This is a genomic window from Paenibacillus sp. LHD-38 (assembly GCF_031157315.1).
Taxonomy (GTDB): Bacteria; Bacillota; Bacilli; order Paenibacillales; family Paenibacillaceae; genus Pristimantibacillus.
In genome coordinates this window covers 109,185-125,326 of the sequence record NZ_JAVIFU010000009.1, presented here as the reverse complement: position 1 = coordinate 125,326, position 16,142 = coordinate 109,185, and the positions used below count along the sequence as shown (strand labels likewise).

9 protein-coding genes are annotated in these 16,142 nt (G+C 42.7%); 7 read left to right on the top strand and 2 right to left on the bottom strand.

Features of this window, described 5'->3' with window-relative positions:
* Complete coding sequence (locus tag RCO25_RS10065) at positions 1-879, top strand: carbohydrate ABC transporter permease (RefSeq protein WP_308996016.1); 879 nt, start codon at positions 1-3, stop codon at positions 877-879.
* Between the two features lie 5 nt (positions 880-884).
* Positions 885-1,865, top strand: a complete 981-nt coding sequence (locus RCO25_RS10060) for a carbohydrate ABC transporter permease (RefSeq protein ID WP_308996015.1) — start codon at positions 885-887, stop codon at positions 1,863-1,865.
* Positions 1,866-2,273: 408 nt separating this feature from the next.
* On the opposite strand, the gene RCO25_RS10055 is transcribed toward RCO25_RS10060, so the two are convergent.
* Positions 2,274-3,188: an ArsR/SmtB family transcription factor gene (locus RCO25_RS10055; protein WP_308996014.1), complete on the bottom strand. Its 915-nt coding sequence runs from the start codon at positions 3,186-3,188 to the stop codon at positions 2,274-2,276.
* A gap of 303 nt (positions 3,189-3,491) precedes the next feature.
* Here RCO25_RS10055 and RCO25_RS10050 point away from each other — a divergent pair, with 303 nt between their 5' ends.
* Entirely contained in the window at positions 3,492-4,463 is a 972-nt protein-coding gene (locus RCO25_RS10050; RefSeq protein WP_308996013.1) for a glycoside hydrolase family 43 protein, read from the top strand.
* A 204-nt stretch (positions 4,464-4,667) separates the two neighbouring features.
* Here the strand turns inward: RCO25_RS10050 and RCO25_RS10045 are convergent, their stop codons facing one another.
* Complete coding sequence (locus RCO25_RS10045) at positions 4,668-5,996, bottom strand: FAD-dependent oxidoreductase (RefSeq protein WP_308996070.1); 1,329 nt, start codon at positions 5,994-5,996, stop codon at positions 4,668-4,670.
* 318 nt (positions 5,997-6,314) lie between these two features.
* Here RCO25_RS10045 and RCO25_RS10040 point away from each other — a divergent pair, with 318 nt between their 5' ends.
* The 4 genes from RCO25_RS10040 (at position 6,315) to RCO25_RS10025 (ending at position 16,132) form a co-directional block, all read left to right on the top strand.
* A complete protein-coding gene (locus RCO25_RS10040; protein ID WP_308996012.1) occupies positions 6,315-6,467 on the top strand; it encodes a hypothetical protein in 153 nt (50 codons plus the stop codon).
* Between the two features lie 330 nt (positions 6,468-6,797).
* Complete coding sequence (locus RCO25_RS10035) at positions 6,798-6,920, top strand: hypothetical protein (protein ID WP_308996011.1); 123 nt, start codon at positions 6,798-6,800, stop codon at positions 6,918-6,920.
* 15 nt (positions 6,921-6,935) lie between these two features.
* Positions 6,936-9,524 carry a S8 family serine peptidase gene (locus RCO25_RS10030; protein WP_308996010.1) on the top strand — a complete coding sequence of 863 codons (2,589 nt, stop codon included), beginning with the start codon at positions 6,936-6,938 and terminating at the stop codon, positions 9,522-9,524.
* Positions 9,525-9,580: 56 nt separating this feature from the next.
* Entirely contained in the window at positions 9,581-16,132 is a 6,552-nt protein-coding gene (locus RCO25_RS10025) for a S8 family serine peptidase (protein WP_308996009.1), read from the top strand.
* The last annotated feature ends 10 nt before the right edge of the window (positions 16,133-16,142 follow it).

The window sequence follows — 16,142 nt, the reverse complement described above, 5'->3', positions numbered from 1 at the left end:
ATGGGCAAAAAATTAGGACTCTCAATGAGAGGCCGTCACATCTTTGAGGGCTACTCGTTCATTTCCATTTGGATAGTCGGTTTCTTGCTGTTTATGGTCATTCCGCTCGGCAAGTCTCTCTATTACTCGCTTAATAATCTAGAGGTTACGAAGGAAGGGCTAAAAGCTTCCTATACTGGCTTAACCCATTACCGGGCTGCCTTCACGACGGACATTGATTTTGTTCCGCTGCTGCAAAGCACGATTACGACGATGCTGTCGCAGGTGCCGCTGATTCTTATTTTTGCGATGTTCAGCGCTTTGCTGCTCAATCGCCAATTTCGCGGCCGTACGTTATTTCGCGGCATTTTCTTCCTGCCGGTCATTATCGCGTCGGGCGCGATTCTACGGGAGCTGCTGGAGCAGGGTGCTGCCCAGCTTCCAATTTTTTACCAATACGACCTGTTCAGCAAGCTGAACGCCTTCATACCGGAAAGTATTTTGGAGCCGCTGCTCCAGTATGCGGATTCGCTGACGCTCGTCATGTGGGATTCCGGCGTACAGATCTTGATTTTCATCGCGGGCTTACAGACGATTTCTCCTGCATTATATGAAGCGGCCAAATGTGATGGAGCGACAAAATGGGAGAGCTTCTGGAAAATCACCTTCCCGATGATTATGCCGATGATGTTCGTGAACACGCTGTACAGCGTGGTGAACTCGTTCACCAAAACGGACAATCAAATTATGAACCATATTATGAACAACGTGTTCAAAACGAATAATTACGCTTACGGCTCGGCAATGGGCTGGATTTACTTTATTGTGATTTCGGTCGTGCTGGCGGTCGTGTTCTTCATTTTCCGCAAAAGCTTGTCAGCGACCGAAGGTAGGGGGTAGTGGGCATGAGTTCACCTGGTATGACCGAAAAATATGCCGACCTTCAGGGCAAAGCGGAAGCGGTCTGGAAGATTACGTGGATGAAGCGCGGACGAGGCGTTGCCGGAACGTTCTTCTACTATTTAGTCATTCTTAGCTTGGCATTTGTGTTCGTCTATCCGCTGCTGTATATGGTATCGAAGTCGCTCATGCGGCCGGAGGACGTGGCGGATGCTACGATTCAATGGATTCCGAAGCAGTTCAGCCTGACGAATTATTCGATCGCGCTTGAAGAGATCAATTTCTGGCCGGGCTTGCTGAACAGCGTTATTATTTCGTTCGGAAGCGGGATCCTGCAGGTAATCAGCTGCTCGATCGTGGGCTATGGCTTCGCGCGCTACCGCTTTCCTGGCCAATCGCTGTTTCTGGCGATGGTGGTGTTTACGTTCCTTGTGCCGCCGCAAACTATCGTAGTCCCGCTGTTTACCTTTTTCCTCGACCTGGGCTGGGTAAACACGCATTTGCCGTTTGTGGTGCCGGCGCTGCTCGGACATGGACTGAAGGGCTCGTTGTTCGTGCTCATCTTCATCCAATTTTATCGGACGCTCCCGAATGTGCTGGAAGAAGCGGCGAGAATCGACGGCGCAGGCGCGTTCCGTACGTATTGGATGATCATGTTCCCGCTCGCAAAGCCTGCGATGCTGGTCGTCTTCTTGTTCTCGGTCGTGTGGCACTGGAATGACTTGTTCGAACCTAACATGTATTTGCTCGTACCGGAATATTTCAACCTGGCGCAAAATATGGCTTTCTTCAACGGAAACGCGAATTTGGATCTCCAGCAGGCATCGAGCTCGGTATCCGCAGGCACGCTCGGCATGGCGCCTACGCTGCAAAACCAAGTCATGGCGGGGGTTATGCTTACGATCCTGCCAGTCCTGATCCTGTACATGTTCACGCAGCGTTATTTCGTGGAAAGCGTCGAGCGTTCCGGTATCGCAGGGGAATAAAAAAGACGAGCTGCTCCTGCTCTTATGCGAGATGCAGGAGGCTTTCGTCGGAACAGCTGATTCTAGCTGAGGAGTGATGGAGTTGGTGACGAATATAACGGGAAAAACTCCAGTTAATTTTCTGGAATTGGTTGTTTTGGAGCATTTAACGGGAAAAACTCCCGTTAATCTTAACAAAAATACATCCAAGTGCTAAGAACAACAAGTTTAACGGGAGAAATTCCATCTAATTTCACAGAGAACGTACCTGCTTCAAAATTAACGGGAGCTTTTCCAGCTAAACTTGCTGAAAGCCATCACGAATCCCGTTTTATATGATGGAGTGCTAGGAAGAGGTTTACGTTAGAGCTCCCAAAGCAATCGGTTACGATTTACAGGCTGAAGAGCTTGCGGCTTGCGCCGCTGGTTCTACTCGTTTCTTTCGTAATAAAGCTTAAAGACGATGTCTTGATTATAATTGCCGAAGCCGGAGCCGAATAAAGTGACGCCTCCAACATTTTCGGCATCCTCCTCGACCGCAATGCGGAACTTCCATTGCTTGCTGAGGATGTTAACCTCATCTAGGGTAACGTCTGAAATTTGCTGGCCATCGATAAAGGTACCGTTTGACGTTATTTTCAGCACCTTGAGCAGCCCATATTGATTAATCTCGTCCCACCACCAGTCAGGCGTGTACTTGCCGCGTTTCCCGCCGAAGTCACCTGGACTGGTCCATAGGCCGATCTTTGTGCCGTTTAAGTAAAAGGAAATATCGGATGGCCAATTTTCATTGGCAAAAGGCGCCTCAGACGAGATTTCAAACGAGATTTCAAGCTCGGTAGGTTTCTCGCTTTTGAGCAGGAAATTGGCCATCTTATATTCGATAAAGCCGCTGCTGAACCATAATATTTTGGCATTCATACGCTCGGGATCAAGGAAAAAGCGAGGCTCGTCGAACATGCCGATTACTTTGACGGTTGTAGCGAGGCCGCAGGTCGGCTCCACTTCAAAGTCCGTGTAATGACCAATGGAAACGATGTTTTCGTGATAGGTGCGCAGTGCGGGACGCTTCTTGGAAGGGAAATCAATTTCAATGCTGTCAGTGATGAGCTTGCACATTTTTTTGGTGCCGCCGCTGCTTGAGACCATCTCTGAGTTGATTAGTCCGGCTTTCTCCAGCTTCTTCACATGCATGGTCATGATCGGACTGCTGAGCTCGAGCGCTTGTGCAAGATCCTTGATGTTCATTTCCTGCAGGGCAAGCAGTTGAATAATTCGAAGCCGGACATCGCTGGCTAATGCTTCATAGATGGGTAAATGAGTATCTGAAATATCGATTTTCATGCTTTCACTCCGCTTCACGTTTTTAACAAACGAAATTGTTCTAATTCAAGGCGGTCATATCGAGGGGGAGGTTAATAAAAATATTAACCTAACGTCAGTTCAACAGCGGTATGGCGATTGAGTATGCTATTTCTAGATGAAAAATCGACTTAAACCTAGGTAATATCTACTCATTTATTGTATATGTAAAAAGATTTCTTGACAAATAATATTTAACAGAGAACGGCTATTCGCAAATATGTTAATGATTACGACCTGACGAGTTCCGTACATATCGAATTATAGGCTGGAGGATTGAGAGAAATGACAAGTACACAAGCATCCGGACAGTCGCTGATGCAGCTGCGAAATCCATTGGTAGAGCAGCGGGCAGATCCTTGGGTTTGGAAGCATATGGACGGATATTACTATTTTACGGGATCCGTTCCCGAGTATGACCGTATCGAGCTGCGCAGGTCGGCAACGATTGCCGGCTTGCGTGACGCAGCTCAGGTTGTCGTATGGGAGCAGCATGATTCAGGACCGATGAGCAAGCATATTTGGGCGCCGGAGCTGCATTTTATCGATGATAAATGGTATATCTATTTCGCTGCGGCAAGAGAAGATGCACCCTTCCGGCATCGTATGTACGTTCTTGAGAATGAATCTGCCAATCCGCTTGAAGGAAGCTGGACGGAGAGAGGCCAGATTATAACAGACTGGGATTCCTTTTCGCTGGATGCAACGACCTTCAGGCATAATGATGAGCAGTATCTAGTATGGGCGCAGCAGGATCCTGCCATTCAGGGCAATACCAATTTGTACATCGCTGCTATGAGCAACCCTTGGACGCTCAAAAGCAAGCAGGTGCTTATCACAAAGCCGGAGCTTGAATGGGAAATAATTGGCTTTATGGTTAACGAGGGAGCGGCTGTGCTGAAGCGGAACGGAAAAATCTATTTGACGTATTCCGGCAGCGCGACGAATCATAATTACGCGATGGGCTTGCTTACTGCCATGGAAACAAGCGACCTGCTTGATCCTGCTTCCTGGGTAAAGTCACAATCGCCCGTGTTTGCCAGCTGCCCCGAGACGAGTCAATACGGGCCAGGGCATAACAGCTTCACGGTGTCAGAGGACGGGGCGCATGATATATTAATTTACCATGCCCGCAGCTACAAAGAAATTGAAGGCGATCCGCTGTTTGATCCTAACCGTCACGCACGTGCGAAGGTGTTTACATGGAACAGCGACGGAACTCCCGACTTCGGGAAGCCTCCGGCGGATACGGTTTAGCAGGCAGCAAAGAGGAGCCATCCTGGTAAAGGTGGCTCCTCTTTGCTAATTCTGCTTATGGTTACGGCAGGTTTGATGCAATAAGCAACGGGATTTGCTAGCTTGTAAGAACACATATATTTCATTAGGAAAGTTTCGCGCAGAATTTCAGTGGGAAAAGGAGGAGCGATTGTGCGTGAAGCTGCATCGCTGCTCCTTCGAACATTATACGGCTTGCAATCCGGCTTGATTAAGAAGGTTCCATGGTTTGTTGTAATGCGGTTGAAAGAAGAAGTCGACGTAGCTTAATTCATCCATCGTCATGCCGTTCTGGATGCATACCGAGATCGTGTTGATCGATTGTGTCAGATCGACCTTCGATAACACCTGCGCACCGACAATTCTGCCGCTATCCGCTTCGTATACGACTTTTAACGTAACCTGTTCATAGGTAGGCATAAATTCGGGACGGTAATTATCAATAATTGTGACATTTTTCACATTCATACCCGCGGCAATCGCTGCTGTTTCCGTTAAGCCTGTCGAAGCGATGTTGTAATCGTAAATCTTGATTCCCGATGTGCCTTGCGTGCCGAGATATCTAACGGTGGGCTGAATAAGGTTTTTGGCTACGAGCGTTCCCATGCGAACAGCATTTGTTGCAAGCGGAATGTAGGCATTTTGACCCGTTGGATTGTAATGCACGGCACAGCTGTCACCGGCGGCAAATACATCGGGCTTACTCGTTCTCATGTAGTCATCGACGATAATGGCTCCGTTTGGCAGCATGTCGACCTGCCCTTTGAGCAGCTCCGTATTCGGCCTAAAACCGATGCAGAGCACAACAAGATCCGCTTCATATTCGCCTGCAGTTGTCATGACGGTCGTTACTTTCCCTTCGCTGCCTTTGAACGAAGTGACGGTTTGCCCGGTTGCGATCGTGATTCCTTTATCAATAAGCGCTTGCTCCGTCAAATCGGTAAACTCCCGGTCCAAATACTTATACAATATGCGCTCCATGTTATCGATTAAGGTTACCTGTTTGCCTAACAGCTCAAAGGCTTCAACAAGTTCAATCCCGATATAACCGGCACCGATTACGGCGATTCGATTCGCTGTTTTGGCTTTCTCGATAATGGTCTGCGAATGGTTGTAGTTTTTGCATAACACGATGTTTTCCAGATCGATTCCGTCCATTTGCGGGATGATCGGCCACGAGCCTGTCGTTACGACGAGCTTATCGTAGCTGTCCGTAAATTCGCTGCCCGTGACGAGATTGCGCACCTGAATGGTTTTGGCATCCGTATCTACAGCGAGCACATCATGGCGCATATTCGTCGTCACACCGAGCTTAGCGAGCTGATCGGGCGTTGCATAAAATAGCTGTTCCGCATCCTTCACGATGCCGCCGACATGAAGGGCGATTCCGCACGAGAGAAACGAAATGTTGTCGTTCCGTTCATAAACCGTAATGCGAGCGCCTGGGTGAAGCTTTGCCATTTGGGTGATAGCAGCGGTACCTGCGTGTGTGCAGCCGATAACTGCGATGTTCATTGTCATTTTGAACGCCTCCTATAGTAAATGTAAAGAGGATAAGCTGCATCGGCAGCTGTCTTTACAACGTGAAACATTTCACAACCTAGGGTGTTATGTGAAAACATTCACAACCTTTTCTTGCTTTTATCATATGCCTTTTTGAATAGGATGACAAGGGCTTTTGCAGCATTTTCAGCCTATTAATTTAAATTTTCAGATTATTTGACACGGATTTGTAACAACCTCACATCGGGAGGTTACGTTAAATTTCTAAATCGTCAGTTGTTTGATAATCCACGTGGATCATGTTATCAAGCTCTTACAGGAGCTGCTCAATTGCTATTTCCAATAGTTCTGCTTCCGATGAAGATGGTAAGTGAACATCAGGCGGAAGTTACCCGTCTGATCGTATACCGATACGAGGACGTATTCTTTAAGATTATTCAGACCAGCGATTCTACGGACGGAGATACAGATCTGATACACTAACTGCTCATTCGTATCATGAACACCCGATCGTTTGCCGGTGAATCAAACGCCGTAATCGATCTTGGCGTGGCGCTCAGCCTATATCACAATAGAAGGATCTGTTTACGCAATGATTCGGCATTCTTTAAGCAGCTATTTCATATATCCTTGTTCTTTTCTTGCCTATTTTTTCTTTTCATGGACAAGTATGCTTACAAAATTAACGTAAGATCCAAAAGGTTTGTTGGTCTATTCGACAATGAAAGTAAAATTATTACAAATTATATCGTATATCATAATTATAAAATATTGTATTATTTACTAGGAAATATAAAAAAAGGAGGAAATTTGATGAAGATTGTGAAGAAAGGGATGGTGTACTTCGTATGTCTTATGATTTTATTACTATTCGTTTATTTCAACGTACCTACCTTCGCACTAGAAAATGTAAGTATATTGGAGCCGAATGAATAAGCTGAAAATGAGCAAATGAAGCCGAATGGGGAGGGGGACAATACTTCCTCAAAAGAGGAACGTTATATCATTAAATATAAGGACAAAAAAAAGGTGAAGCAAGCTTTAGAAAAGAAAGATAAAAAACCTGAGAAAGAGTATAAACATTTATCATTTATGACAGCCAAGCTTACACAGACAGAGTTTGAGACATTTAGTAAGGATGAAAATATTGAGTATATTGAGAAAGATCATCCAATTGAAGTCATGAATGAAATAGTTGATACAGAAGGAGATACAAGTACTCCAACTACCCAACAGTCAGAAGATGACCTTTATACGGATAACATAAAAAAAGTCGGTGCATGGGAGGCTCATAACGAAGGATTTTACGGGGAAGGGATAAAAGTCGCCGTGTTAGATACTGGTATCGATAAAGAGTCTCCTGAGTTGCAGATCGCCGGGGGTATTTCTTTTGCACCTGAAGAATCTGATTACGATGATTTTAACGGTCATGGTACAGCGGTATCCGGAATTATTTCTGCTATTCAGGATGACAGAGGTTTTATTGGTATTTCACCTAGCATCGAATTATACGCTGTAAAAGTATTGAATACAGAAGGAATAGGTACATACAGTCAAGCAATCCAAGGTATTGACTGGGCTATTGACCAAAGTATGAATGTGATTTCAATGAGCTTTGGCAATACGGCAGATAGCCAAGCCCTTCAACAAGCGATAACTGCAGCTGATAGTCAAGGAATATTAATTGTTGCGGCAGCTGGAAACCAAGGAATAGGTGAAGAGACTGAATTGTATCCGGCCCGTTATTCTCAAGTCCTTTCCGCCGGGGCAATCAATGAAACGAATCAACGTGCAAGTTTCTCAAGTACGGGATCACAGCTTGATCTCGTAGCTCCTGGATCAAATATATTAAGTATAGGTCTGAATGGTGAATCAACCACGCAGTCTGGAACATCAATGGCGGCACCTCATGTTACAGGAGCAGCAGCGGCATTGTGGGCTAGCGATCCTACGTTAACAAATCAAGATGTGAAACAGAAGCTGTTGGATACGGCCACATCACTAGGTGAACCAAATGAGTACGGCAAAGGATTAGTCAACTTGGCCAAAGCGCTGGGATTAAGTGAGGGTCCTCATGTTACCAAGCCAGTAGAGAAATCAGAAATTGAAAAGTTTGATTCTGAAATATTAGTAATGAGCAAGATGTTAATCAATCTGAGAGACCATGCCATTCAAATTGATGATATTTCATTAGCCAAACAAATCGATAATGACTATAATTCACTCATTATTTCCAACAATGAGTTGTACTTTAGTCAAGAGATTCCAGTATCAAAGGATGCTGTCGCGCAAGCGCAATCACTTAACGCATATTACTCAAATCATAAGATTGAACTCGAAAAGCTTAAAACGGTATATGAGCAAACAATCGCAGATTATACCGCAAAGCTTCCGGCGTTTATAGAATCTGAAACTGAACCATTAAGTACACTATCATCACAACTTTTACCTAATTCTCCTGTCGACGTTAGTTTGGCAGCAGGAGCTTACGAGGTTTTTAGTTTTACTCCAGTAGTATTCGGGACTTATAGGATTTACACTGGCCCGTATGGAGGTACCGGGGGATCAAACGATACTGTAATCGAATTATATTCAGATGCGGCACTTACGATGCTTATTACCTCAAATGATGATTCTAATAGTACAAATTTCTCAGAAATCAAACCCATTCTCACGGGTAACACGACATACTATATCAAAATACGTCACTTTAGCCCCAGTGGCGCTGTCCATGCACGACTTACCGCGGAAGTTAACACGACAACAGTTCTATCGCTAAATTCACCGATTGATGTTGATCTTCCTACCAGTGGAAGCACGATCTTTAAATTCACTCCAACCAGTTCAGGGTACTTTAAAATTTACACGGAATATTTTAATGGAACCAATTCAAGCGGTTCTAGCGATACTCTTCTCTATGTTTATACGGTTGAAAGTTTATCCAACCAGATCGCCTATAATGATGACTCAAACGGAACTTTATTTTCACAAGTCAAAATCAATATGACTGCGGGGAAGAGTTTTTATATCAAACTTGCGGGATATAACGGAAAAAGTGTTCATGCTAGAATTAATGTCGTTCAGGAACTGCAAACCTTTCAAACCATAACGAAGAATACCCCCATCGATGTTAATGTAGGCCAGAATCAATATATTGCTTATAATTTCACACCTGCTGTCACTGGAAAATACCGCGTTTATACGGGTCCATATGCGGGTACCGGCGGATCAAGCGATACCATGCTGTATTTGTACAATAATACCAACTTAACCACCACCTTGGCATCTAATGATGACTCGAACGGTACTCGTTTTTCGGAAATCGTGTATACGTTAAATGCAGGCAGCACCTATTATATTCGGCTCACAGGTTATGCAGGCCAAAGTGTTAGTGCGCGATTAATGATTGCTAATCCTAAGAGCACGTATGTGTACGACAGTGCCGGAAGATTAGATTATATTTTGATAGCTACTGGAGGCAAATTGGACTATCTGTACGATAACAACGGAAACTTAGTTAAAAAAGAATTTTTTTCTTGAATATTCACTCTAGTAGAAATGATTAGTATAAATACGAAATCAGAGGAGATTACGAGTTGAAAAAACTAAGGCTACTATCCCTTTTTTTAACATTCATCATACTATTTACAACCTTTGACGTAAGTGTGTTTTCAGCAGGACCAGCTAAAGAGACCAAATCATATTTGGTTAAGTTTGTAAACAAGAGTAGCATTGATCAACAATTAAAAGGAAAAAAGCTCAAAAAGAAATTTAAACACAATAAACTAGCTTCAGCTGAATTGTCAGCTGCTGAGCTGTTGCAATTGATTCAATCCAAGACGGTTGAATACATTGAAGAGGATGTCGTCATTAAAATCTCAGCGAAAGCTGCCACTAAAAATGCTGTAAAAGATGAGGCAATGGCAGCTTCAGTAACAGAAGCGAAAGCTAGAGGCATCGATGGATCCGGTGTGAAAATAGCCGTTCTCGATACAGGTATTACAGAATCGAATCAATTAGGGGTCTCAGGTGGAGCCTCTTTCGTAGATGGGGTTACAGATTACACGGACGATAACGGACATGGTACTTATATTGCCAGTCTCATCTCTGGGAATTCAACTGAGGTCCAAGGAGCAGCCACAGGCGCTCAATTGTATGCGTTAAAAGTTTTGGATGGACAAGCCGTAGGTTCGTATAGTGATGTCATTGAAGCGATCGAATGGTCAGTCGATAACAAGATGGATATCGCATCTATGAGCTTCGGTGCCGACGTGTATTCCACTGCGCTTGCCGATACAATGGCCTATGCGTATGATAATGGCGTTCTCCTCGTGGCCGCTGCAGGGAATGAAAGTGAAAATCTTATTGACTATCCTGCGCGTTTTCATTCCGTTATCGCTGTGGGCTCTGTTGATCAAAACCATATTCGCGCACCTTTTTCTAACATCGGTAATGAACTGGAGCTTATGGCTACTGGAGTTGAGGTAAGTGGATTAGATTCTAATGGAGCTACTGTAACGAAGAGTGGGACATCTGTATCGACAGCTACTGTTGCAGGGGTTGCAGCGCTATATATGCAGGCGTTCAAAGGGATTTCCAATGTGGAAATTCGCGAACTTATGAATGCGTCGGCATTATATTTAGGTGATGTAAGGGAATATGGCAATGGCCTAGCTCGTTTTGCAGCAAAGAAAAACAACAATGATCAGCCATTAATGACGGAAGAACAAGAAAATGAATGGATTAAACAGGAAATTGTAAAACAAGAGGAAAAGGCAAAACAGAGAGACGCGGCTAAGAAACAAAAAGAGGAGAAAAAAAAGAAAGAGAAAGAAGATGCAAAACTTGCTGCAGAAAAGAAAATAGTAGATACGTATGAAGAAGAGCGAGAACGTCCAGATACCTCACAAAGGGAACTGTCCGAACGCATCCAGCGTAAACTAGCAAAGAGCGAAGCGAATTTTGATCAAATAGACCTCGAAGATACCGCAACAAGAAATATCGAGGTGCTTGCGGAAGAATGGGGCATATCGGTCAAAGATATACAAAAACAGTTAGATAAAGGATTCACGTTAGAAGAAATTGAAACAGCTATTCACAGGTATAAGCAGAATAAAACGAGTTTGCAGTATGAAATAGATAAGCTTGCAAAGAAACAAATCAATGCATCCAAACAAGCTAAAAGCGAGATCCAATCGGATCTTGGGTCTATGAATTTAAAAGAAGCTAACTTATTCCGTGCTGCTACCGTGCCTACAGAACCAGAAGCCCCACAGTTGGATATGTTGAATTTAAAAACGGGAGAGGCTCCTTATCGAGTGAATTTGGAAAGCGAGAGTGTATCAACACTTTCAGGCTCTCTTTCTGTGTCAGCATCGGATTTTACGCTTCCTGGGCGCAATGGTAATGGATTTACACTAACCCGAACCTACGATTCGGGAGGCTCACAATATTATGATATGGAGCCAGCTTTGGCTACAAATGTAAGCACTATCTATTATGTTGCTGTGAGTGGAATGAAGACAACTCAATATACGACATTTTATTTAGATTACAATTATCATATCATAAAAGCTAAATATGCCTGCTCTACAGGTGCTTTAGTTACAACCTACTCGGATACTTGGTCATCATTAAATCATTTAGATTATACTACCCAAGCTGCCCGTGATAGTGCATCTAATAATGTGCAAGGTAGTTATACGGTTACTGACGCTGATCAATGTGCACAGTATGATCGAATAACAAAAACTAAATATAATCTTAGCAAATCCACATATAATACTAATTCTGTAGGCGGGATAGAAACTGATATTCATTTATTTCTAGCTGGTCCATATCAAACACTGGCAAGTGCAAATGAGGTGAAAGCAGCTTATATTACTTCTAAAGGACAAGTTGTTGAATATATTCCGCCGAATGGAAATCCAAACTCTCAGCAAATATCGTATACAAAAGTTATATCAGATGCAGAAGTTATTTCTGCACAAAGTACAAACTCATACTATTATAATAACGTGGTCGACGCAAAGGATGAAAAGAAATTTCCAATTGGTAAAGGCTGGACATGGAATATACCTTATCTAACGTTCAGTGGAGGTACATACGTTCATCTTGCTGGTTCAGGCACATATAAAGTGGAAAATCAGACGCTCAAGGGATATCCATATAAGGATGTACAACTGGTATCGGATACAACGGTAAACGTTCATGGTGTAGCATCGGCTTATGCATTAAAACTTCGTGCGGGAGGAAAACAGTATTTCGACTCTAATGGTTTGTTGCTTCAAATTTCCGATGCTTATAAAAACCATACTCAATTTAAATATGCTGATGTAAGTCCGTATGGCAAGGTATTGACAGAAATCTCTGATGCAATTGGTAATAAAATTGTCATTGCTTATACCTCAACCCAAGTAATGTTAACAATGGGTGACCGCCAAGTTATTTATAAGAAAACAACACAAAATAATAAAGAGCTGCTCACCCAGGTTATTGATCCGCTTCAACGTACAACGACCTATGATTACCATGTCGCAAGTGCGAAATTTAACTTGCTTGGTTCTGATCCATATACGACAAATCCATATGCTCTGTTAACAGGTGTAACCCATCCGACCGGAGCAAAAACTGTATATGAATACGAAGGATCGCCGGTCAAACGTTATACGAGCACTAACTCTGTCAATGAAGTGTACCGTGTTGCAGTCCGTAAAGATATTCTGACGTATTCGGATAATACCAATGCGGAGTTTAACCGTGCGTCTTTCCTTTACCCACAAGATATTGGAAGCACGTATAACCATGATATCACGTTTACCACGAAGCTTATGCGTGGAGAAGTTGTGTCTATTTATACGTATAAGAAAGACTATATAGATGACAATACAGCACCTATGTTTTATAACACGAAAATAGAAGCATTTGATCTCGCCATAAATCGTGTTACTGAGAAAACTTACGATGAAATAAATCGAAATCCTTATCCTATATCGACAACGAATTATTTTGTATCGGGGGTAGGTGAATCTACTCGAGTCGTTAGTTCTGCTCAATATGATACATGGGGCAATGTGATCAGTGAGACTGATCCATTAGGTAATCAATCAACCTATACACATGACAGCGTATCACACTTGTTAACATCGGCGTTGACGCCTGTGGGTGGTGGGAAAAGCCTTTATGTACAATTAACTCGAAATAATCAGAACGATGTGATCGACTACAGTATTCGGGAGAATAATGCTTCGGGAGTGTTGCTACGTAAAAGGACTTACACGTACGATACCTTTGGAAATATAACTCTAGCCGAGCAACATGGTACAGATCGAAAATCGCAAACTGCTTTTACCTACGATGTATTATCGGCTTTTCCAATAAAAGCATCTTACTCCTATAAAGACGCGGATGAAATTGCCCGTACCAGCTATACCGAAGCAACTTATGATGTAAGAACCGGAGCGACAAAAACGATTAATGACGGAAAAGGGAATGTAACGGAATATATCAGGGACAATCTTGATCGGGTTAATCAAGTGATTAATCCCGACCTGACAAAGGTCATCATCACTTATGATGATGTTAATAATCAGATAATAACAACGAATGAAGCCAACAAGAAGTCTGTTGTCAAATGGAATGGTCTGGGATTGCAAGTGGAATCAGGTATCATCGAAAACGGTGTTTATGTGAAAAAGTCGAGATCTGGTTATGACGGGCTCAGTAGAAATAACTGGATTGAGGATGCCTCAGGAAACCGTGTCGTTAACACCTATGACAATTGGAATAGAGTTCAGAAAACGACAAAACCGGATGGAAGCTTTATTACTACGAATTTCGACGATATCGCCTATAGAACGATTGTAACGGACGAGGAAAATAATTCTTCACTAAGTAAGTATGATCAATATGGTCGACTGATGTATACGCAATCGCAGAAGAATGGTGCTTTTGTAACGACACGATCGTATACGTACGATCAAGCTGGTAAGGTGAGGACCACACAGGATGCACTGAACCATGTGACCGAATATATTTATGATGTGCTAGGACAGTTAACAGCTGTGAAGAATGCAAAGAATGAAACGACAACTTATCAATACGATCCATTTGGAAATATGACTGCAATTATTTATCCGGACGGAAGCAATGTGCAGAAGAAATTTGATGAATTAGGACGTTTGAAACAGCAAACAGATCAAGCGGGAAAAATCAAGAAAATTTATTATGATGCAGCAGGTAATATGGAGCGATTCATAGACCGTAAAGGTATTTCGTTTACGTATACGTATGATAGTCGAAACATGTTGACAGACCGTAGTAGCCCAAGCGAAATAATCTCATATGCTTACACTACGGACGGTCTGCGCAAATCGATGACTGACCAAACGGGAAAAACCGAGTATACGTATGATCAAAGTACGGGACAGTTAACAGAACTAAAATACCCTGATGGTAAAGCTATTTCGTATACCTATGAAGGGCGAGGTAATTTATCCACTATTACCGGTCCATTTAGTCATTCCTCAGCCTATGAGTATGATAACTTAAATCGTATGGAAACGGTCACTACGGATACGGAGCAAAATGTTGCTTATTCGTACTTGAAAAATGATCAAATTAGTAATATTGAAATGGCGAATGGCATAAAAACGGAATATACTTACAATGGACTGGAACTGACGCAACTGCAACATAAGAGTTCTGATGGATTAGTGATAAACAGCTATAATTATAGTTATGATTTAACAGGGAATACATCACAGAAGTCTGAGAATGGAACATCTCAACAATATAGCTATGACGTATTGGGACGTATTCAGACGAATACACAATTCAGTGAAACCTATGAGTATGATGCCAAAGGCAATCGATTCTCTCTTGTTTCAGATGCTTTACCAGAGATTGATGCAGTATCCTATGAATATGATGATTGGAATCGCCTGAAGAAAGCAACAACAAGCGAAGGTGTCATTACGTATAAATACAATGGTGACGATCGTTTGGTGGAGCGTACAGAGAATGGCGAGACGACCAGGTACTACTGGAGTAATGATCAGATCATTGCAGAAGGTACCGTTCAGGGAACTACAGTAACTGAGAAAGCAACATACGTGTACGGACTGAGTTTAATTGAGCGGATTGATGGACAGAATGCGAATCGCTCATCATATCTCATGAATGGTCACGGTGATGTTGTAGAGTTACGTGATGAACAAGGCAACATACAGAATCAGTACTCGTATGATATCTGGGGTAATCCTATTACGGAGTCAGAGACAGTTGATAATCCGTTTCGTTACTCAGGCGAATACTGGGACGAGAGTACAGAACTGCAGTATTTAAGAGCAAGGTGGTATGATCCATCTACAGCGCGGTTTATTAATGAGGATACGTATGAAGGGGAACTGGGAAATCCATTAAGTCATAACCTATATACGTATGTGCATAATAATCCGTTGATTTATGTTGATCCGACAGGGCATTGGAATGAAAAGCTCGGATTTAATTATGTCATTAATGAAATGAAGAACATGTGGTCGGTTGCTACGACTACATCGGAGAGGGATTATTGGTCTAGTGAAGCAGAAAAAATAAGAACACAAGCACGAAATGCAGGCTACTCTAATTCAAATATTATGCAAAGTACCGATAAAATGATTCCAATGGAAGAGATAATGAAGCGAGCACATGAAATGTTTCCTGCATTAAGTGCTGTTCAAGGATTTACAGAAGGATTAAGCAGTTACGTTGAGAATCACCCCGGAGAAGGGGCGGCGATTTCAACAGGAATGGGCATATTTGCATTTGGGAAGATTTCAAAGTTAGAAAAAGGTTTGAACTTTACTGTAACAACTACAACTAGAATGGAGACTGCCGGAAGGTTTGTTCCAGTTCAAACTCTAATTTCAGCAATAAAATATGGAAATGGTTTGCCTGATCCACGTGGTAGTAAGGCAATAATGTATTATACTGAAATGTATAAAACTCAATCCAAATCAATTTATGACCCTGCACTTGGATACAATGTCACAGTTAATTATGTTCAAAAATATAATTTGGAAGTACTCTATGATTCAGCTTCTAATACAGTTTATCATTTTGAGTATACAAGAGATGCAATTGGTCCATTAGGGGCTATTAAATAAGGCGGTGTCA